Annotated in this window: 18 protein-coding genes and 1 tRNA gene; 10 read left to right on the forward strand and 9 right to left on the reverse strand. The window is 32.5% G+C overall.

Features of this window, described 5'->3' with window-relative positions:
• Positions 1-25: 25 nt before the first annotated feature.
• Genes cdaA through folP form a run of 3 tightly spaced genes read right to left on the reverse strand, consistent with a single transcriptional unit; the run spans position 26 to position 2,328 of the window.
• A complete protein-coding gene (cdaA, locus tag Q0935_RS14735) occupies positions 26-817 on the reverse strand; it encodes a diadenylate cyclase CdaA (protein WP_299254598.1) in 792 nt (263 codons plus the stop codon).
• Positions 818-852: 35 nt separating this feature from the next.
• A complete protein-coding gene (locus tag Q0935_RS14740; RefSeq protein ID WP_299254595.1) occupies positions 853-1,506 on the reverse strand; it encodes a hypothetical protein in 654 nt (217 codons plus the stop codon).
• Positions 1,507-2,328: a dihydropteroate synthase gene (folP, locus tag Q0935_RS14745; RefSeq protein ID WP_299387840.1), complete on the reverse strand. Its 822-nt coding sequence runs from the start codon at positions 2,326-2,328 to the stop codon at positions 1,507-1,509.
• A gap of 268 nt (positions 2,329-2,596) precedes the next feature.
• Between folP and Q0935_RS14750 the strand changes: the two genes are divergently transcribed.
• From Q0935_RS14750 to trxA, 8 genes are all read left to right on the forward strand, one after another.
• Positions 2,597-3,136, forward strand: a complete 540-nt coding sequence (locus Q0935_RS14750; protein ID WP_299254589.1) for a DUF1599 domain-containing protein — start codon at positions 2,597-2,599, stop codon at positions 3,134-3,136.
• An 85-nt stretch (positions 3,137-3,221) separates the two neighbouring features.
• Positions 3,222-4,529: a BT_3928 family protein gene (locus Q0935_RS14755; protein ID WP_299387845.1), complete on the forward strand. Its 1,308-nt coding sequence runs from the start codon at positions 3,222-3,224 to the stop codon at positions 4,527-4,529.
• A 1-nt stretch (position 4,530) separates the two neighbouring features.
• A complete protein-coding gene (locus Q0935_RS14760; protein ID WP_299387876.1) occupies positions 4,531-5,607 on the forward strand; it encodes an ABC transporter permease in 1,077 nt (358 codons plus the stop codon).
• A 13-nt stretch (positions 5,608-5,620) separates the two neighbouring features.
• Positions 5,621-6,370 (forward strand): triose-phosphate isomerase, encoded by a 750-nt coding sequence (tpiA, locus tag Q0935_RS14765; RefSeq protein ID WP_299387848.1) that lies wholly within the window; start codon positions 5,621-5,623, stop codon positions 6,368-6,370.
• A gap of 196 nt (positions 6,371-6,566) precedes the next feature.
• Positions 6,567-7,403 (forward strand): 50S ribosomal protein L11 methyltransferase, encoded by an 837-nt coding sequence (gene prmA / locus Q0935_RS14770; protein WP_299254580.1) that lies wholly within the window; start codon positions 6,567-6,569, stop codon positions 7,401-7,403.
• A 237-nt stretch (positions 7,404-7,640) separates the two neighbouring features.
• The gene (locus Q0935_RS14775; RefSeq protein WP_299254578.1) at positions 7,641-8,480 is read left to right on the forward strand and encodes a M57 family metalloprotease; all 840 of its coding nucleotides are present in this window, start codon (positions 7,641-7,643) and stop codon (positions 8,478-8,480) included.
• A 98-nt stretch (positions 8,481-8,578) separates the two neighbouring features.
• Positions 8,579-8,854 carry an ATP-dependent Clp protease adaptor ClpS gene (locus tag Q0935_RS14780; RefSeq protein ID WP_299254576.1) on the forward strand — a complete coding sequence of 92 codons (276 nt, stop codon included), beginning with the start codon at positions 8,579-8,581 and terminating at the stop codon, positions 8,852-8,854.
• An 89-nt stretch (positions 8,855-8,943) separates the two neighbouring features.
• Entirely contained in the window at positions 8,944-9,288 is a 345-nt protein-coding gene (gene trxA / locus Q0935_RS14785) for a thioredoxin (RefSeq protein ID WP_367275036.1), read from the forward strand.
• Positions 9,289-9,384: 96 nt separating this feature from the next.
• Here trxA and pncA read toward each other — a convergent pair whose 3' ends face one another.
• The 5 genes from pncA to Q0935_RS14810 all read right to left on the reverse strand — a co-directional run bounded on the left by pncA (position 9,385) and on the right by Q0935_RS14810 (position 13,110).
• Positions 9,385-9,990 (reverse strand): bifunctional nicotinamidase/pyrazinamidase, encoded by a 606-nt coding sequence (pncA, locus tag Q0935_RS14790; RefSeq protein ID WP_299387852.1) that lies wholly within the window; start codon positions 9,988-9,990, stop codon positions 9,385-9,387.
• 59 nt (positions 9,991-10,049) lie between these two features.
• Positions 10,050-11,447 (reverse strand): nicotinate phosphoribosyltransferase, encoded by a 1,398-nt coding sequence (locus tag Q0935_RS14795; protein ID WP_299387856.1) that lies wholly within the window; start codon positions 11,445-11,447, stop codon positions 10,050-10,052.
• Between the two features lie 98 nt (positions 11,448-11,545).
• Complete coding sequence (locus Q0935_RS14800) at positions 11,546-12,544, reverse strand: metal-dependent hydrolase (RefSeq protein ID WP_299387858.1); 999 nt, start codon at positions 12,542-12,544, stop codon at positions 11,546-11,548.
• Between the two features lie 248 nt (positions 12,545-12,792).
• Positions 12,793-12,866 (reverse strand) — tRNA-Arg (locus Q0935_RS14805).
• A gap of 91 nt (positions 12,867-12,957) precedes the next feature.
• Positions 12,958-13,110, reverse strand: a complete 153-nt coding sequence (locus Q0935_RS14810) for an SsrA-binding protein (protein ID WP_299254561.1) — start codon at positions 13,108-13,110, stop codon at positions 12,958-12,960.
• A gap of 557 nt (positions 13,111-13,667) precedes the next feature.
• Between Q0935_RS14810 and Q0935_RS14815 the strand changes: the two genes are divergently transcribed.
• A complete protein-coding gene (locus tag Q0935_RS14815; protein ID WP_299387862.1) occupies positions 13,668-15,653 on the forward strand; it encodes an endonuclease in 1,986 nt (661 codons plus the stop codon).
• Between the two features lie 23 nt (positions 15,654-15,676).
• Positions 15,677-16,615, forward strand: a complete 939-nt coding sequence (locus Q0935_RS14820; RefSeq protein ID WP_299387866.1) for a calcium/sodium antiporter — start codon at positions 15,677-15,679, stop codon at positions 16,613-16,615.
• A 389-nt stretch (positions 16,616-17,004) separates the two neighbouring features.
• On the opposite strand, the gene Q0935_RS14825 is transcribed toward Q0935_RS14820, so the two are convergent.
• Positions 17,005-20,583: T9SS type B sorting domain-containing protein (locus Q0935_RS14825; RefSeq protein ID WP_299387869.1), on the reverse strand; the 3,579-nt coding region annotated here is incomplete at its 5' end.

Genomic DNA, 20,583 nt, shown 5'->3' on the forward strand with positions numbered 1-20,583 from the left:
CGTTTACAATTTTTACAAACCATATTTAAATTAAGTCTTCTTTTATAATTTCTATTAACTCTGTAGAATCTTTAAATTCAACAAATGTTCCATTTCTAAAACAAGAAATTTGTCCAGTTTCTTCACTAACTGTAATTGCAATAGCATCTGTTCGTTCTGTAATACCAACTGCTGCTCTATGTCTTAATCCAAAACGTTGCGGAATGGTTTTCTCGTTATTAACAGGTAAAATTACACGTGTTGCTTTAACAATATTATTTTCTATAATTATTGCACCATCATGAAGCGGACTATTTTTAAAGAAGATACTCTCAATAATAGGTTGTGTAACTTTAATATTCATCTCGTCTCCTGTAGTAACCAAAAAATCGAGATTATTTTCACGCTCTAAAACTATTAATGCTCCAGTTTTAGACGTCGACATTTTATTACAAGCTGCAATAATAACCTCTATATCTGTAGATCCTGTAGAGACACCTTCCATTTTTAAAAACTTAATGTGTTTTAAAAAACCACGTTTAGAGGCGAAATTTGTAGACCCAATCATTAATAAAAACTTTCTAACTTCTTGCTGAAACACTACAATTAAAGCTATAAACCCGACACTAATAAAACCGCCTAGAATTTTTGTTAGCAATACCATTTTAAGCGCTTCTACAATTAAATAGATGAAGTAGACAACTACAATACCTAGAAAAATATTAATGGCAACTGTACCTCTAACTAATCTATAGATATAATATAAAAGCAAGGCTACTAAGAAGACATCTATGTAGTCTATTATGCCGAAATTTAGTATGTTGTCGAAAATTTCCAATATAAAGTGGTTTTTGTAAATTTAGTAAAATTGCGTTAATCTGAAATAAATTCTGAATTACTAATTTTTAAGTTATCAATTTCAGCATTTAATAATATTGATTTAATTGTTATATAATCTTGAAAACGAACTTCATTAAGAAAAGATAAAACTAGTAAGCTTGATGGCTCAAATTTGTCAAGTTCACTTATCAAGTTTGTAAAATTTGTTTTAATCGAATTATTTTTAGGATCAACAATTTCAATTTTATTATTTCCCAAAACAAACACATTATAATAATTTGAATTGACTTCTAAATCAACATCTTCATCTCCTCCAACATAAACCACATCTGTAAAATCAATAAACCCTAAATTTTTAATACTAGTATCGTTACACGTATAATAATTACGAGCACTTTCATTTTTATGGCTAGAGTTTCGCTTTTTCTCTTGCAATTCAATAATTGACGGAATTACTTGTTTTAGTGTTAAACGCTTATCCACATTTACTAACCAATGCGTTGAGATTATTAAATTACCTTTATTTAATTCTAAACTATCTGGTTTGGTTTCATCGTAAAAAATATACGCTGGAGACACATCTGTTATTTCAGTAATTGTGGCATTTTGTATTTCTGGAAGCAATACAGATTTGTCACTACAACCCAATAAAACGATTACAGATAAAACGATTAATAATTTTTTCATTTATTTAAGTTGATTAAAAAGTGTGACACATTCTACTGCTTCTTTAACATCGTGAACTCTTAAAATAGCAGCTCCTTTTTGCAAGGCAACCATATTTAACGCTGTTGTTCCATTTAGAGCTTCGGATGCAGAAGTTTCTAATGTTTTGTAAATCATAGATTTTCTGGATAGTCCAGCTAGCAAAGGTAAATCAGTTATTCCTAAACCTTCTAAAACGTTTAATAATTCGAAATTCTGTTCTAATGTTTTAGCAAATCCAAAACCTGGATCTATAATAATATCTTTAATTACTAAAGCTCTAGCTTTTGTTATTCTTTCAGAAAAATATAAAATAATATCTTTTAAAATATTACTATAATCTGTTTGTTGTTGCATTGTTTTTGGAGTGCCACGCATATGCATCATTATGTACGGCACATTTAAGCTAGCAACTATTTCCAACATATTATCATCTAAATGTCCTGCCGAAATATCGTTTACCAAAGCAGCTCCTTTTTCAATACATTGCTTAGCGACTTCTGCACGAAACGTATCTACAGAAATAATAATTTCTGGAAACTGTTTAACCAATAACTCTATAATTGGAAGTATGCGTTGGAGTTCTTCTTCTTGAGAGACTTCATTTGCATTTGGCTTAGAGCTATAAGCACCAACATCTATAAAAGTAGCACCATCATCAAGTATTTTTTGTACTTGATTAATAATATTAGACTCCTCTTTATACATTCCGCCATCATAAAAAGAATCGGGAGTAACATTAAGAATACCCATTACTTTTGGTGTAGATAAATCGATAAGTTTTCCTCTGCAATTAATGGTCATTGATACCTTTATATTTGTTGTTTGTAACACATTTAAAAACTATAGATGTGAAACCTTGACTTTTAGACAATTTTATGCGAAATTTACGGAAAATTGGCATTGTACTCATCTTGATTTTTGTTTTTAACCGAAAATGAGATAAAATTTATTCAGATGAGGCACTTTTTAATAGGCATAGCTTACGTTACGCATAAGAAAAGTAACAAAATAATGAATACATTTTAGCCATTTTTTAGGGAAAAGAAAAACCAATATTAGTACATTATATATGCAAGATACTTCAAAACAATATGATGCTGTTATAGAAACGTGTCGCAGTCTGTTTATTAATAAAATGAGTGACTATGGGAGCGCATGGCGAATTTTAAGATTGCCATCGTTAACAGATCAGATTTTTATAAAAGCACAACGTATTAGAAGTTTGCAACAAAACGATGTAAGAAAAGTTGATGAAGGTGAACAAAGTGAATTTATAGGAATTATAAATTACTCTTTAATGGCACTTATTCAGCTTGAAAAAGGTGTTGTAGAGCAACCCGATTTATCTACAGAAGACGCTACCGTTTTATACGACGAAAAAGTAGCCATCACCAAACAATTAATGCTAGACAAAAATCACGATTATGGTGAAGCTTGGCGAGATATGCGTGTAAGCTCTTTAACCGATTTAATTTTACAAAAACTATTACGCGTTAAACAAATTGAAGACAACGCTGGTAAAACAATTGTAAGCGAAGGTATAGACGCTAATTATCAAGACATGATTAATTATGCCATTTTTGCTATGATTCATTTAAACGAAAAATAATTGTCATTCCTGCCCAAACAGGAATCCACTTATAAACTATAATAATTAAAATAGATTCCTGCTTTCGCTGGAATGACAGAAGATTATGAAATACTTAGTACACATTTGCAGACTACTAGTTGGAGGATTATTCATCTTTTCGGGATTAATAAAACTTAACGACCCATTAGGTTTCTCGTACAAACTACAAGAATATTTTAGTTCAGAGGTATTAAACCTACCATCTTTAGATCCTTACGCTTTGGGTATTTCTGTATTTGTAGTTGTGCTAGAAGTTGTTTTAGGCGTTTTTCTATTAATTGGTTACAAACGTAAGTTCACCATTTGGATGCTTTTAGGAATGATTGTCTTTTTTACATTCTTAACTTTCTACGCAGCTTATTTCGAAGTTGTAAAAGACTGTGGATGCTTTGGAGATTTCCTTCCTTTAAAACCATGGGAAAGTTTCACAAAAGATTTAATTCTACTTATTCTTATACTTGTTTTAGTCGCTGGAATAAAACATATAAAACCAATATTTGGTAAATTCCCAACTACTATTCTAGCATTATTAGGCTTTGTTGGTAGTTTATGGTTTGGTTACCATGTATTAATGCATTTACCAACTTGGGATTTTAGAGCCTATGCTGTTGGTAAAAACATTGCAGAAGGTATGGCTATACCAGAAGATGCCCAAAAAGCAGAACAAGAATATACTTGGACCTTTAATGTTGGTGGCGAAAATGTAGATTTTGTAACCGATGGAAGTTACCCAACCGTAGATGGAGAATACGTTAGTGTTGAAACTAAAATTTTAGTAGAAGCTTACGATCCTCCAGTTAAAGATTTTTCTATCGAAACTGATGATGAAGATTTTACTACTAAATTTTTAGCAGAAGATCACCTTATTATGGTAGTCGCTTACAATCTTGAAAAGGCTAACGAGCAAGGTTTAAAAAACATTAAAAAAGTAACAGATAAAGCTATTGAAAAAGGTTACACAGTAATTGGTTTATCATCTTCAGGAGACGAAGACAAACAGTATGCAAAAGAAAAATACGGTTTCGATTTCGACTTCTATTTATGCGATGAAAAAGCATTAAAAACAGTAGTGCGTTCTAATCCTGGAATTTTAAAATTAGAAAAAGGAACAGTAATGCAAAAAGAGCATTTTAACGATGCCGAAGAAATAGACTTACCTGAAGTTGAGCGCAAACCTGAGCCAGTTGTTATAGTAAGTACTGCTTACTTTGTTAACGAAGAAGAAGTAACCAAAGAAGAGGTTGAAGCTATAGATCCTGAGACAATTGAAAGCATGAATGTTATAAAAGAAGGTTCAGAATTAGAAATACTTAATTCAATGACCTCAAGTAATTATACGGAGTTAATAAAAATAACACTAAAAGAAGAATAACCTGATAAGCTACCTCTTAAATAAAACATTTTATGCACTGCTCACCTTATTTGGAGTAGTCACTGTTATATTCTTTTTATTCAATATTTTACCTGGAGACCCAGCACAAATGATGCTGGGACAAAACGAAGATAGCGAGCAATTAGCCATAGTTAAAAAAAAATATGGTTTCGATAAATCTGTAGGCACACAATACCTATATTATTTAAACGATCTCTCTCCTATCTCGTTTCACTCTAATACAGAAGACGATTACACATTTTTAAGACCTCAAAAATATTCGGAAGCAAAACTCTTTACTATCGGTAATACAACAACTGTTTTAAAATTTCCATACTTAAGAGAATCCTTTACAAAACAAGGCAAAAAAGTAAGTACTGTTTTAGCCGAAACACTACCTAACACCTTCGTATTGGCGATTTCTGCCATAGGTATCGCTTTACTTCTAGGTATAAGTTTAGGCATAATTTCAGCATTAAAAAAAGACACCTTTTTAGACAAAGCAATACAAATACTTAGTACAATTGGCATGAGTATTCCTTCGTTTTTTAGCGCTATTCTATTCGCTTGGTTTTTTGGTTTTGTGCTTCATAAATACACCAATTTAGAAATGACAGGTAGTCTTTTCGAACTTGACGACTTTGGCGAAAACGTAAATATCAAACTTAAAAACTTAATCCTTCCCGCATTAGTTTTAGGTATAAGACCACTAGCAGTGGTTATTCAATTAATGCGAAATTCATTATTAGAAGTCTTTAATCAAGATTACATTCGTACAGCACGTGCAAAAGGCTTGAGCGAATTTCAAATTATAAAAAAACATGCTATAAAAAACGCATTAAATCCAGTAGTAACTGCAATATCTGGCTGGTTTGCCTCTATGTTAGCCGGAGCCGTTTTTGTAGAATATATTTTTGGATGGAACGGACTTGGTAAAGAAATAGTAAACGCATTAAATACGTTAGATTTACCCGTAATTATGGGTTCTGTGTTAATCATAGCCTTACTCTTTATAATTATTAATATTTTTGTAGATATTATCTACGCTTGGTTAGATCCAAAAGTAAAACTAGAATAAAACAACATTTATTATGAGAAAAAATATAGTAGCCGGAAACTGGAAAATGAATAACGATTTATCGCAAACCGAAGTATTAATCACCGAGCTTTTAAAACAAAAGCAAACGTCTAATGCCGAAGTAATGATTGCACCAACATCTGTAAATCTTTTTCAAGCCTTCAATTCTACAAAAAACTCGAACATAGAAGTTGTAGCACAAAACATGCACTTTGCAGACAATGGTGCTTATACAGGAGAAATTAGTGCTTCAATGTTAAAAAGCGTTGGTGTAAAAACTGTAATTTTAGGACATAGTGAGCGTCGTGCTTATTTTAACGAAACAGACGAGCTTCTAGCGAAAAAAGTAGACGCTGCTTTAAAAAACGACATGAGAGTAATCTTTTGTTTTGGTGAAGAATTAGCCGACAGAAAAGCAGGTAACGAAGAAAAAATAGTAGGTGATCAAATTAAAAACGCACTATTTCATTTAGAAACTTCAGCATTTAAAAACATCGTTTTAGCCTACGAACCTGTTTGGGCAATTGGAACTGGAGAAACAGCTAGTCCAGAGCAAGCACAAGACATGCACCAATTTATTAGAGAGACATTAAACAGCAAATATGGCGAGCAAATATCTCAAGACATGACCATTCTTTATGGTGGTAGTGTAAAACCTGCAAACGCAAAAGAAATCTTTAGTAAGCCAGACGTAGACGGAGGACTTATAGGAGGTGCAGCTTTAAAAGCCGAAGATTTTTACGCCATAATTAACGCATTTTAATTAAATAATTTGGGCGTTACCACAAGGGTCGCGCTTTCCATTATATCTTTTCTGCGAAGTAGTCCTAAACTTGCTTTAGGATCTTTTTAAAATTATATCTTCCTTTAAAAAGAAGTGTAAATTAAAATAATTCGCAAAAAAGGATGCCATTACAATCGCTAACGCAGGATTACCTGCCAGAAACAAAGACTATTCAATGTCAAATACAATATACATAGGTTATTATTTTACAGTAAAACCATTACAACCAGCAACCGAAATTCTAATTGCAGAACTTGGTTACGCAGGATTCGAAAGCTTTGTAGAAACCGAAACCGGAGTTACAGCATACATTCAAAAAGAAGAATGGAGAGAAGATATCTTACAAGATATTTACGTATTAACAAGCGATGAATTCGAAATCTCTTACACTTTCGACGAGATAGAACAAGTAAATTGGAATAGCGAATGGGAGAAAAACTTTAATCCAATTATAGTGGATAACCTTTGCTCTGTTCGTGCTCCATTTCACGAAAAGCCAGACACGCAATACGATATTATTATAGAGCCAAAAATGAGTTTTGGTACAGGACATCATGAAACAACACACATGATGATACAACATATAATGGCAAACGATTTTCAAGGAAAATCTGTTTTAGATATGGGATGTGGTACAGCCGTTTTAGCAATCTTAGCCGAAATGAAAGGAGCAAACCCAATAGATGCTATAGATATAGACAACTGGTGCTATTTAAATAGTATAGAAAATGCAGAACGTAATAATGCTAAAAACATTACTGTTTACGAAGGAGACGCTAGTTTATTAGTAAATAAAAAGTACGACACTATAATTGCAAACATAAACCGTAATATTCTTTTAAACGATATTAAGACTTATGCTAACTGTTTAAACGAAAATGGTTCTCTATTTTTAAGCGGATTTTACCAAGAAGACATTGCAATAATAGAAGAAGAATGCAACAAGAACAACCTTACTTTTAGTTCTAAATTTGAAAGAAATAACTGGGTAGCACTTCAATTTAAAAATTAACTATATTCATCTTTTTGGCAAAAAAAATAAACATATCTCAATAAATCACTAAATAAATGAGATTTACGGTAAAAACCGTAAAAATCTTATTTTAAAGTATTTATCTTTGAAGTAATAAATTAATTTATTTTAAAACACAATTTTACAACTATCAACCACTTAAAACTGGATGTAAAAAGTTGTGCATTAGTTTACGTAAACATTAATTAAATATTAATACTAACACTAAAATTTAAGATGAAAAAATTTAGAATATTTTTAATAGCAATTCTTTCAGTATCCTTCTTCATTCAGTCTTGTCAAAAGGAAGAATTAGAACAAGTTCAAGAAGCCAAAACAAATGACGTTCCCGAAATTTTACTTAATAAACTAGCAGACTTCTACATTAATACAGATGGTGTTAAGAAAATAGATTTTATGCTACCAGACGGTTCTACTATAGAAAGATACCAAGTAGAAGAAGACATAATATTGAGTGAGAAGCAAATTATGGATTTAAATCTCCTTGAAAACATTGCAGAACGAAACTACAGTACTAACAGTTTAGTTTCACAAGGAAGTAATATTTCTATTATTGGTTACACAGGCGGTGGTGGATTTGGTTTATCTCAAAATGAACAAACTGGTTTACAGTGGGCAGTAAATAATTTTAATCGTTTAAGTGGTGTTTCAATTTCTTTCACGCTTACTTATGGAACAGATTACCAAAGTAAAGACATGGTAGTTTATCATAATCCAAATCAAAGTGGAGCAGGTGGATCTGCTGGATTCCCGTCAAATGGATTACCAAATAAATTTGTACAGATTTATGGACTTGATAATTATGACACAAATGTAGTAGAACATGTAATTACTCATGAGATAGGGCATTCTGTTGGTTTTAGGCACACAGATTGGCAAACTAGACAAAGTTGTGGTCAAAATTCAAATGAAGGAACCGCAGGTGTAGGAGCAAATGCAATCCCTGGAACTTCTTCAGCATACAATCCTAATTCAATAATGGTAGCGTGCTTTAGCTCAAACGAAGATGGCGAATTTGATAATGATGATGTTATTGGTTTGCAGTACATGTACTAATCTTACCAAAAGTTAAATTCTAATGAGAGCATCAATTTTGATGCTCTTTTTGTTTTAATTTATATTTAAATAATTTATTTTAGTATAAAATATTAAAAATGAATACCCAAGAAAAAGTATTAGAGCAATTTGATACTGCTACAAAAGAAAAACCAAACAACGAAATTGTTGTTTATAACGACGACTATAATACTTTCGATCACGTTATAGATACACTTATTAAGGCTTGTAAACACACTCCGGAACAAGCAGAACAATGTACAATTTTAGTACATTACAAAGGACAATGCACAGTTAAAACAGGTGATTTAAAAGACTTAAAACCTATCTGTTCTAGCATTTTAGAAGCAGGAATTGATGCTGAGATTATATAATCTCAGCATCAAATTTTGTTAAAAAAAAACATCAAAAAGGTTTCTAAAAAAATAGTAATACTCTATCCTAAAAATAAAACTACAAGCTAATAAGGTTAGAGTTTTTAGATTTCTTTTTTGATAAAAAAAAAATAAAAATGAGTAAATTTTCAGAAATAATAAATCAAGATGTACCAGTATTAGTAGACTTTTATGCAGAATGGTGTGGACCTTGTAAAACTATGAGTCCAATTTTAAAAGACGTTAAAGACAATTTAAAAGAACGCGTTTCTATTATAAAAATTGACGTTGAGAAAAATCAAGAGTTAGCCTCAAAATACCAAGTAAGAGGAGTACCAACACTATTATTATTCAAAAAAGGAAAACAAGAGTGGAGGCAATCTGGTGTATTTCAAAAAAATGATTTAATTAATATAATTACAGCAACATATTAATAACTCTAAAAAAAGAGAATAAATAAAAAAAACGCAATGTATGCGCTTTTTTTTTATGCCCGAACTTCTTCTCTATCGTCTTGTACTTTATTAAAACTATACAGATTCTGAAGTTATAATATGTACACCCATAGCAATCATCTTGGCCTTAACAACTTCAAATGCTTCTGTATCTAAAGGTTTAGCTGCATCTTCAATAAAATAGCATTCAAAACCTTCTTTAATAGCATCACGAACAGAAAAGTAAACACAAATATCTGAAGCTAGTCCGCAAAAATACAATTGCGATACTTTCTTCTCTTTTAGATAACCTGATAAACCTGTAGCTTTTAAATAGTTATTGTCATAAAAGGCGCTATAACTATCAATATTTATATCTGTTCCTTTTCTAAAAATAGCCTCATACTTTGTAGTATCTAATTCTGGATGTAATTCAGCTCCTTTACTGCCTTGTACACAATGTTCCGGCCATAACGTTTGCCTTTGCCCTCGCCATTCTATGCTATCAAAATCAGATTTATTATCATGGTTTATAGCAAAACTAGAATGCGTTTTAGGATGCCAATCTTGCGTAGCTACAATCAAATCGAATTTATCTTGTATGTTATTTATTACAGACACAATGTTGTCACCTTCAGGCACTGCAAGAGATCCGCTAGGCATAAAATCGTTTTGTACATCAATGACTAAAAGTGTTTTCATAGTTTGACTATTTTTTAATGAATTAGACTACGGTCTATCCAACCATCTGCAGTATTACTTTAGCTTTTATGTTTGTTAATTAGATCGTTTCGTTCCTTTTTAAGTTGACTACTCAATCCAACTTTATAGGTGTGTGGATTTTGAAAACGTTTATATTCATTCGGAAGTTGTGCTAAACGCGATTGCGAATATTCTGCAATTTCGGTAACAGTTCTAATCGGAACGACACGTTTACCATCTTCCATGACTAACTCCAATAACGGTTCCTTTTTTAGTGCACTAATATCTATTTGCTTGGTAATATCAAAAGGGTGTTCCATTTTATCAATCTCACCTTCGGCATAAATAGCCACAGCATCTGCACCATAAAATTGTCCGTCGGCATCAGTCATTCTGTACACTTGCTTTTTAAAAGGCAACGATACTTTTATAATGTTTTCAGAGAGTTTAATTCTTGGGTCACCATTGTATTCAGATAATTTATAAACACCATCTAACGCTGCATCTGGTCTTCCAGTAACCAGATTAGTTCCTACACCAAAAACATCAATAGGCGCATGTTGTTCTTTTAAACTTTTTATAACAAATTCATCTAACTGATTAGAGACTACAATTTTTACATAATTTAAATCAGCAGCATCCAAAATGGCTCTTGCTTTTTTAGATAGATACGCTAAATCACCACTGTCCAATCGGATTCCGAATAATTTTTCACCTTTGTCTTCCATTTCTTTTGCAACAATAATCGCATTTGGAAGTCCTAATTTTAGGGTATTATAAGTATCAATTAAAAGCACACAGTTTTTAGGTCGTACTTGCGCAAAATCACGAAAAGCGTCCAATTCATTATCATAACTCTGTATAAACGAATGTGCCATTGTTCCTGTTGATGCGATGTTGTAATCTTCCGCAGCTTTCACATTACTAGTACTGTCAAAACCACCAATAGCAGCAGCTCTTGATGCATAATAACCACCTGTAGCATGGGCACGACGTAATCCCATATCTAATAGTATGGCATCTTTTGCACTATAGCGTATTCTGCTAGCTTTGGTTGCTATTAAGGTTTGAAAATTAAGAATATTTAGTAAAAGGGTTTCTATAATTTGTGCTTCTATAATATTGGCTTCAACCTGTAAAATTGGACGGTAAGGAAAAACAATATCACCTTCTTTACTAGAACGAATACTACCTTTAAAGCTAAAGTTTTTTAAATACTCTAAAAACTCGTTCTCAAATCCTTTTTGCTTTAAATAAGAAATATCAGACTCTGAGAATTTAAGCGACTCTAGTATATCTAAAACATCTTCTAACCCTGCAAATATGGCATACCCATTATCAAAAGGATTACGACGGTAATAATAGTCGAATACAGCTTTGCCATTTGGTTTAGTAACAAAATAGACTTGCGCCATTGTAATTTGATATAGATCCGTATATGCTGCAGTAATGTCCATAAATTTATAAGTTTAGTTTACAAGATATTCAAAATTTGAAAGATTTCTTGTTTCAAGCTCAATAGAAGCTAATAATGAATTGAAATTTAATATCGATTTTAATTCCCTTTTAATCGTTGCCATAATTCTGATAATAGTTTTTTACCATCATTATTATCTTTAGGCTCTTCAGTAAATATAACTTTACCAGAAGCATCCACATCTAGTCTGTATTTAAAAACAAAACTATCAGATTTTGGTTTTAAACTTAAAAGTCCGAAACGTAAATCATTAAAATAAAGCGTATCATTCTTTTTATTTATTGTGTACCAACCTTCAGTAATAGCAATCATTCGTTTTACACTTTCATCTTCAGTTAGATTACTTAATAAGTCGTGGTTTTTCGGGTAGCTTTCAAAAGTGATAGGTTGACTATCAAAAAAAGAATAATTACCGAGTAAATAAGCATCTTCTGTTTGCACATTAGCACTCCAAAGTATGGTATTTAATGCAGAAGGCCTAGTGTCAAGGTCTAAATAAGCTATGTTTTGAGTTGCTAAAGCAGATTCGAATTTTGTGTAAGCAGCCCACTTTAATAATAAGGTTAGTGCCAAATAAGAGGTACTTACTATTAATCCCATTTTGTTATAAAAACGTCGTTTTGTTGTGGTTCGTTTCTGGCGCATTGCCAAAATTAAAAACACGAGAAAAGGCACGGTGTAAAATGGATCGACTACAAATATGTTTTTGAAGGCTAATCGTAAATCAAAAGGCCAAAATAGTTGTGTTCCCCAAGTAGTATGCGCGTCTAAAATAGGATGTGTTACAAATGCTAAAAAGAATAACCAAGTCCAGTTTTTAAAGTTTTTATAATTTTCGTACCGCGTAACAATCCATGAAAATATGGGAGCAAAAAGTACAGAAAACACAATAGAATGTGTAAATCCACGATGCATATAAAGCGCAGTAACATTGTCTGTGAAAAATGATGCAAAAACGTCTAAATCAGGAATTGTTCCTGCAATAGCTCCATAAAGCATTGCTTTATTCCCAACCTTTCGACCTAAAACAGCTTCTCCTACAGCTGCTCCTAATACTATTTGTGTTAATGAATCCATATAGCATGCAAAAATAAGTGATACTAGTATATTTATAACAACACTTTGGTTTTATGTCGCTTTTGATTGCTAACACAAATTGAATCTAATTTACATATTTAGCAAAAGTAAATTTAGGCCTTATACAATCTTCGTTTATAAACTATTATTTGTTCGATACTGTATTAATAGCACTAGAAATCATCTAAAAAGAATTATTTAAATATTAAGCATAAAAAAACCACTTCGATTGAAGTGGTTTTTTTTCGTGACCTCGACTGGATTCAAACCAGTAACCTCTTGAGCCGTAATCAAGTGCGCTATTCAGTTGCGCCACGAGGCCTTTTTTGTGGGTGCAAATATATATCTTTTTATAGAACAGACAAAGGAAAAAGAGAAAATTATAATTTTATTTCAAAAAAACACTCAAATAGTTATCCTAATGCATTTTTGGTGATGTATAGTTTCCAACCAAAAATAGCCATCTGTAATTTAGTGGCTTTAGATAAGTCTAGTCTCTTTTTGGTATAACTTGGTAAAACAACCTTATTAATTCTAGCTAGTATTTTAAATACTTGTTTCTTCATAATACAATAAAAATAATCTATTATTATTTGAGACCTCAAAATTATACTATTAATTAATGCTTGCCTAATACTTTGTAAAATAGTAAAACTTATTCTAGACTAAGTTTTACATTTTATGGTTACAGGAATATTGATAATATAATATCAATAATAATTTCAGCAAGTGTTAGCATAATAGTTTGGTTTAAGGGTTAATAAAAACAGTCATTTTCATGATTGTTTGTTGAATATATATTTTTTCAATACTATCTACCAAACAATACTATCTAAATTAATGTTATTCGCTTTACTTGTATAACTAAACAGATTAAAAACATTTCATTTTAAAACATGTTCCCTTAAAACAAACTTCAATTTAAAATACAAAAACCAAATTAACATTTCAATTTAAAACAACTGTAGAGTCTTTTTTATGTAAAAGAAGAAAAGCAAGAGGCTTTTTGTTATAAAAAACATTAAAAACTACGTTTCCATTATTATTAATTCTTAATAGTTAATTAATTGTACTATCAAATTTTGATTAGCTTATAGTCGTATATTTGCAAAAAAAATATAATATGAAAATTAAATCAACATTAGTTTTAATGTCCTTTTTATTTATTTCAGTTTGTTTTTCGCAGACAGTTGTAATAAACGAATTAGATTGTGATACAACTTTTGATGGAAACAACATTGACAACCATGAGTTTGTAGAATTGAAATCTGAAACTCCAAATTTTAATTTAGATGGTTACGTATTAGTCTTTTTTAATGGTTCAACTTCGGGTAATGACTCTAGTTATTTAACATTAGATTTAGACGGATATACTACAGATATTAATGGACTATTATTAATAGGTAGCAACAACCTAACACCTTTTCCACAGTTAATAATATCTCCTAATTCTATTCAAAACGGAGCAGATGCAGTTGCTTTATATTTAGGTGACTATACAGATTTTCCTGAAGGAACTTTAGCTACACAAACAAACTTAGTTGATGCTTTAGCATATGACACTAGTGACTCAGACGATACTGGATTAATGGCTTTATTAGGTTTAACTACACAATATAATGAAGGGTCAGGTAATAACTCGAACTCAATTCAACGTTTTGATGATGGTTTAGGCAATGCTGATAGTATAACCTATACATCTACAACTCCAACACCTAGAGCATTAAATGATGGCTCAGGAGTGGTTTTAAATGGCGTTTTAACTACGGTTAACGATATTCATTTTAGTGAAGGAGATTCTTTTGATGTTACATTTACAACAGAACAAAATGTAGATTCAGATTTAGTTTTAGATTTCTCATTAAATAATGGAGGATTTGATACTTCAGATTTTACAGGTAGTACTCAAGTTACAATTCCTACAGGACAAAATACAATAACAACATCGATAACCATTATTGATGATACTAACGATGAAGGTGACGAAATCTTTAAATTAGTATTATCGCCTTTACCAACTAGTTATTTACCTCTAAATAATAATTTAGAGCGTAGAGTAATAGATAACGATTTTGTTGTAGCGCCATTTGGCACACCATTATCACCAACTTTTGGAATAGTAACAGGTACTCAACCTGCAGACTATTACGATAGCATAAACAATTTATCTGGAGCAGCATTAGAGCAAGCCTTACAAGATATTATTGCGGATCCAACAATTGTTAGAGCGCAAACCTATTCAGATATTATCGATATTTTACAAGAAGCAGATCAAAACCCAGCAAATAGTAATCAAGTTTGGTTAGTATACACAGAGCAAGGTCGTGCCAAATTAGATTACCAAACAACCTCTAATAATATAGGGACATGGAACAGAGAACACACATTCCCAAGATCTTTAGCTGGATATAATAGTATTGATTTAGATGATGAAAGAGATGGAAAAGATATTTTCTGGACAACAAAAGCCGATTCATTAAGACATGGTAATAGTGATGGCCACGCATTAAGAGCTGCAGACGGACCAGAAAACAGCTCAAGAAACAATAGCCATTACGGACAATACAATGGACCAACAGGAACAGCAGGAAGCTTTAAAGGAGATGTAGCAAGAAGTGTTTTATACATGCAAATAAGATATAATGGTTTAAGCATTGAAAACGGATTCCCGACTACAACAGGACAAATGGGAGATTTAGCTACTTTATTAGACTGGCACAGAAACGATCCTCCAGATGATTTTGAAATGAATAGAAACAACGTTGTATACGAATGGCAAATAAATAGAAATCCATTTATAGATCAACCAGACTTAGTAGAATACATTTGGGGAGATAACGTTGGTGATACTTGGACTAATACCTTAAGTGTTACAGATTTTGAAAAAGAAACTATAAAACTTTACCCAAACCCAGTAAATAATCAACTCTTTATTTCCGGAAAAAATAACGAGTATAAAGTTGTAATTTATTCTTCCGAAGGTAGAAAACTTGATTCTAAAACACTTAAAAACAATTCACCTTTTAATTTAGATTTGTCAACCGGTGTTTATTTTGCAAAAATCACTTCTCAAGATAAAACAGAAACAAAAAAGTTTGTAGTTAAATAGTATCTTAACAAAAAAATTATTTCATGAGTATACTTTGGGTTATTTTAGGACTTATACTTTTAGTAGTAGGCGGAGATTTTTTAGTAAAAGCATCAATAGCTTTATCTTTTAAACTAAATATTTCTAAAATGGTAATTGGTATGACGGTTGTATCCTTTGCAACTTCAGCACCAGAATTATTAGTAAGTTTACAAGCTGCACTAAATGCATCACCTGCAATTGCTATTAACAACGTTGTAGGCTCTAATATTGCCAATATAGGACTCGTTCTAGGCATTACCGCTCTATTAGGACCAATAGCTGTAGATAAATCTTTCTACAAGCTTAATTGGCCTGTAATGTTATTCTTTTCATTCCTACTCTATTATTTTCTAGCAAACGATAATGTCCTAACACGTATAGAAGGAATAATCCTATTTATCTGCTTAGTAGTATTTATTATTGTATTAATAAAAAACTCTAAATCAGATGCCGAACAAGAAGATGTTAGCGATACACTTGCAACAGTAGCAAATTACAAAATTCTAATTTGGCTACTTATTGGTGCAACAGCATTATACTTTGGATCTGTATGGTTAGTCGATGGCGCAAAAAGCTTAGCAACATCACTCGGTGTTAGCGATGCTGTTATAGCAGTAACCGTAATTGCCATTGGAACAAGTGTACCAGAATTAGCAGCATCAATTATTGCTGCAGCAAAACAAGAAAAAGCATTATCATTAGGAAACTTAATCGGTTCAAACATCTTTAATATTGGTTCTGTACTAGGCCTAACCTCTATAATTAAAGACATACCAATAACGGATGCAAAAATATTAGATAACGACATCTTCTGGATGATTGGGTTCTCTGCTATTCTTATTGTATTAATACTAATACCTAAATTCATGCAAATAAGCAGATACAAAGGCTTACTACTTGTTTTAGGTTATTGCTTATTCTTATATTTTTCTTTTAAATAATCTTATTATAATGGCGTTACCAAGACATGCTTAAAAAAGCATTGTCTTGGTCAGGCTGTACACTATATCTTTTTTATAGCACATTACCTTATTGCTATATTTCTAAACAGGAAAACGCCTCTTTATTTATTTAGTTCTTACTTAAAACTAAAAAAGGATGCTGTTTCCATCCTTAACGCGGGCTTACTCAAATTGCACACTCCTACTTCAATAATAAAGACATATTAAACAAGTAATCCATTACTTAGTTACAAAACAAACAGAATCCTTTAAAAGAAATACAATTACATCTATATAGCTTTCAAAATTATTTCAACCATTACATTAAAACATAAAAAAGCCTGAACTTTCGTTCAGGCTTTTTCTATTTAATAAGTATTACTCTTTATCTATCTCTTAAGAGTAAAGTGCGCACGTATCGATTTCTTTTCGTCCGTACTTGGCTCTCTGTATTCTACAGTAAACCAATAGTCACTTGTTGGCATTGGGTTACCGTTGTAAGTACCATCCCATCCTGCACCTGATGGACTTAATTGTTTTAATAGTTTACCGTAACGATCGAAGATGTAAATCACTGCGTCTGGCTGTGTTCCAATATCGTAAACATTCCAAGTGTCGTGGTAACCATCTCCATTTGGTGTAAAGTATAATGGGTAATCCATAATCATTACTGGAAGTGTTGTTTCTCCACAACCTACCGTGTCTCTTACGGTTACAATATGTTCGCCTGCTGCAATATCTGTAAAGGTATACGTGTATTCTCCTGCTGCATTTAACGTTCCTAGTTCCCAGCTTCCACCGTCAATACTAAACTCGTATACTGCTATTGAAGTACTTGTTGTTCCTGTTGCTGTAATTACGACATCGTGTTGGTCTGCAAAGGCTAATGTTGTTATTTCTGATGTTACTACTGGTGGCTCGCTTACTGTTACTAAAGTATTCACTTCAATACTTGAACATCCTGTTGCAATATCCGTTGCTACAACACCATAAGTACCACCTTCGGTTGGTTCTATAAACTCTGCCGTTTCTCCTGGAAGAACGGTACCGTTTAAGTTCCATTCAAAAGTATATAATGCAGGATCTAAGCCTGTGTTTACAACTGGTGAGTTTACAATTTCACTTCCATTAGTATTGATACATAATAAATATTCTGCATCTAATGTAAATGATGGCATTGGGTTTACTTGTAATGTGATTGTTGTTGTTTCATAACATGCTGAAGTATCATTATCTACTTCTCCATCATTGTCTAAATCTACTAAATCTCCATTTCCATCGCCATCTAAGTCGATATAATCGATAATACCATCTGCATCAGCATCAAATCCTTCTGCTACACCATCACCATCGATATCTACAATATCAAAGATGCCATCTGCTGGTGTACTTGTATCGATAGTATCTATTGTACCATCGCCATTAACATCTAATCCGGCAGTTAATGTAGTAAGATCTAAATTTAATGTCCCTGGAATATCATTATCTACTCTTACTATTATTACTTGTGGGTTTACAGTGTTTGTATAAATAAATGGTAATGGGTTTGTACCTGCATCTGCATCTACTTGATTACCGTAATACGTTACTGTGTAATTTAATGGGTCTTGACCATCTAATACATCTGGATTTTGTGTTGCTAAATCAAACTCAACCATATCGTTTGTGGTATCGTTATCAAACTCCATCGTATCATCACATACTTCGTAAACGATTGCTACACCATCTGGATTTGCTTGTGCTGCTTCGTCTACAACTAAGTTGAAGGTTAATGCAGTGGTATCACATCCTGTTATTGTGTTTGTAATGTTTACGTAAATAGTTTGTGGGTCGCTAGTATTGGTGTAATCGCCACTTGCTGCTAAGTCGTTCATTGAAGCATCTGCTTCTGCTTGCGTTTCATGGTAGGTTACGGTGAATATTGCTGGGTCTTGTCCGTTTAATATTCCTGCAGTCATTGTTGTTAAATCGAAGTCTGCAACGTTGTCTGTATTCAGCTCACAAATAACATAATCGTTTACTGGTGTAACCACTGGTAGTGGGTTTACAATAACATCGAAACTTACTAAACTGTAACATCCTGTACCATTTAATCCTGTAGCATCGCTACCATTGGTAAGACGTACAAAAATAGTTTGCGGTGTTACTGCTACGCCTGGTGTTGCTGGATCTTCGTTAACATGCATTGTTGGATCTACTATCGCATTGTTACCCATAATAGCATCGTCTTGCGTAATGTAGTAACTTGCTGTTACGCCAACTTCTCCATTGATAATGAAAGCTTCGTTTTGTGTTAAATCGAAGGTTTCTAATAAATCGTTTGGTCCTACAATGTTTATATCGTCACACAGTTCTAAATCTACTGGATCTGGACTTGGTGATGGATTTGGTATCACTCTAATAGTTACTGTTGTAAAACTAAAGCATCCTGTATCACTATCGGTAACTCTTACAAAAAGTGTTTGTGGACCTGTCATTGTATTTTCATACGCTGTTGGGTCTGGTATTGCATTAGTATCTGCTTGAGCATCGGCGAATGTTTCGTAATAAGTAACAATCCAGCTCACATTAGTTACACCTGTGATTTCGATGTCTTCAACTGTTAAATCGAAGAATGTAAAACCATCGTTAGCTTCCATGTAATTGGCATCTAAATCGTCACATTGTGTTAATATGTTATCGTAATTAGCATCAATTACCGGTGGAAATTCTACACGAATAACAAAACTTCCTGTTGTTACACAACCATTAGCAACGCTTACTAAACGAATGTAAATGGTTTGTGGATTAGAAACATTAGTATAGTTACTGGTGTTTACTATTGGATTGTTTCCTGAATCGGCTAATGCTTGTGTGGTGTGGTATGTTAATACAAAATCTGCTGCTGTTTGTCCTCCTGTAAAAATTTGAGGTGCGATTACGGCATCAAAATCAAACTGATTAATACCATCATTATCATCATCACAAATAATATAATCGTCGATTGCGATTGGGACTACTGGTGATGGTAATACTTCTAAATCTAAAGTTACCGTTGTACTACAACCTGTTAAATCGTTAGTGACTACTGCATAAATAGTTTGTAGGTCTTCTACAATATTTGCATATGGACTAACTAATGGGTTAGTACCACTCATAGCATCGGCTTGTGTTTCGTAATATGCTGTACTTACATTTGGTTCTCCATTTTCGATAATTGTAGATTGACTGTCTAAATCGAACATATCAAAGAAACCATCATTATCATCATCACAAGCTACTAATGGCATTGGTGAAGCTATTGGTGATGGTAATGGATTTACTCTTAAGTCTAACGTGATTGTGCTTACACAACCTGTAACATTGTTTGTTGCTCTTACGTAAACTGTTTGTGCATTACTTGTATTAAGGTATGGACTGAAAATCTCTACTGATCCGTCGTTTGTATCTGCTCCAGCTTGTGTGCTAAAGTAAGTTAAAGTAATTCCTGTTTGTCCGGCTAGTATTTCGGCATTAGCATCTTCTAAGTTGAAGGCTTCTACTTCATCGCCAGGATTATTAACATCACATAAATTTAGTGCTGTTGGTTGTACTAATACTGGTAATGGATTTACAATTAAATCTAAGGCTACCGTTTTGTAACACGCTGTAGCATTATCTTCTACTAGTACCCAAATGGTTTGTGCATCTGCTGTGGTATTTACATAAGCATTTGGTGTTGCAATTGCATTGGTTGCTGTTTCTGCATTAGCTTCAGATGTGTAATAGCTAATTGTATATAATGTAGGATCCAAATCGTTAGTGGCATCTGCATCTAATAGGTTTAGAATTTCTGGTTCTTTGGTTGGTAAATCGAACGTTGCAAAACCATCGGCATTATCATCACAAACTTCTAGTGGTGTTAATACTGCTGCTGTTGTGATTTGTGGTGTTGGATTGACAATAAGTACCAAGTCTACAAATGTTGCACAATCGGTTGCTATTGTTGA

The sequence above is a fragment of the uncultured Lacinutrix sp. genome (assembly GCF_947500605.1).
Taxonomy (GTDB): domain Bacteria; phylum Bacteroidota; class Bacteroidia; order Flavobacteriales; family Flavobacteriaceae; genus Lacinutrix.

Bases quoted from the DNA above. Each gene is read 5' to 3' on its own strand.
- Q0935_RS14740 (WP_299254595.1), bottom strand. From the start codon at position 1,506: ATGAAAAAATTATTAATCGTTTTATCTGTAATCGTTTTATTGGGTTGT.
- folP (WP_299387840.1), bottom strand. From the start codon at position 2,328: ATGACCATTAATTGCAGAGGAAAACTTATCGATTTATCTACACCAAAA.
- Q0935_RS14750 (WP_299254589.1), top strand. From the start codon at position 2,597: ATGCAAGATACTTCAAAACAATATGATGCTGTTATAGAAACGTGTCGC.
- Q0935_RS14755 (WP_299387845.1), top strand. From the start codon at position 3,222: ATGAAATACTTAGTACACATTTGCAGACTACTAGTTGGAGGATTATTC.
- tpiA (WP_299387848.1), top strand. From the start codon at position 5,621: ATGAGAAAAAATATAGTAGCCGGAAACTGGAAAATGAATAACGATTTA.
- prmA (WP_299254580.1), top strand. From the start codon at position 6,567: ATGTCAAATACAATATACATAGGTTATTATTTTACAGTAAAACCATTA.
- Q0935_RS14775 (WP_299254578.1), top strand. From the start codon at position 7,641: ATGAAAAAATTTAGAATATTTTTAATAGCAATTCTTTCAGTATCCTTC.
- Q0935_RS14780 (WP_299254576.1), top strand. From the start codon at position 8,579: ATGAATACCCAAGAAAAAGTATTAGAGCAATTTGATACTGCTACAAAA.
- pncA (WP_299387852.1), bottom strand. From the start codon at position 9,990: ATGAAAACACTTTTAGTCATTGATGTACAAAACGATTTTATGCCTAGC.
- Q0935_RS14795 (WP_299387856.1), bottom strand. From the start codon at position 11,447: ATGGACATTACTGCAGCATATACGGATCTATATCAAATTACAATGGCG.
- Q0935_RS14800 (WP_299387858.1), bottom strand. From the start codon at position 12,544: ATGGATTCATTAACACAAATAGTATTAGGAGCAGCTGTAGGAGAAGCT.
- Q0935_RS14810 (WP_299254561.1), bottom strand. From the start codon at position 13,110: ATGAAGAAACAAGTATTTAAAATACTAGCTAGAATTAATAAGGTTGTT.
- Q0935_RS14815 (WP_299387862.1), top strand. From the start codon at position 13,668: ATGAAAATTAAATCAACATTAGTTTTAATGTCCTTTTTATTTATTTCA.
- Q0935_RS14820 (WP_299387866.1), top strand. From the start codon at position 15,677: ATGAGTATACTTTGGGTTATTTTAGGACTTATACTTTTAGTAGTAGGC.